The sequence below is a fragment of the Staphylococcus petrasii genome, assembly GCF_002902565.1.
In the GTDB taxonomy this organism is placed as follows: domain Bacteria; phylum Bacillota; class Bacilli; order Staphylococcales; family Staphylococcaceae; genus Staphylococcus; species Staphylococcus petrasii.
This window is the reverse complement of the sequence record NZ_PPRC01000112.1, coordinates 1-201: the sequence shown is the minus strand read 5'-3', so window position 1 is coordinate 201 and position 201 is coordinate 1. Positions and strand designations below refer to the sequence as shown.

At 37.3% G+C, this 201-nt stretch carries 1 rRNA gene; it reads right to left on the bottom strand.

The annotated features are described in order from the left end of the window. Window positions 1–92 (bottom strand): 16S ribosomal RNA (locus CD127_RS11600); the annotation flags it as partial. Between the last annotated feature and the right edge of the window lie 109 nt (window positions 93–201).

Here is a 201-nt window from a genome sequence, read left to right as displayed (position 1 = left end):
AGAGGAGCAAGCTCCTCGTCTGTTCGCTCGACTTGCATGTATTAGGCACGCCGCCAGCGTTCATCCTGAGCCAGGATCAAACTCTCCATAAAAATTTATGATGTTTGATTAGCTCATAAAACTAAATAGTGTTTGTAACTTAAAGTTACATTTATTGGAATTAACGTTGACATATTGTCATTCAGTTTTCAATGTTCATTT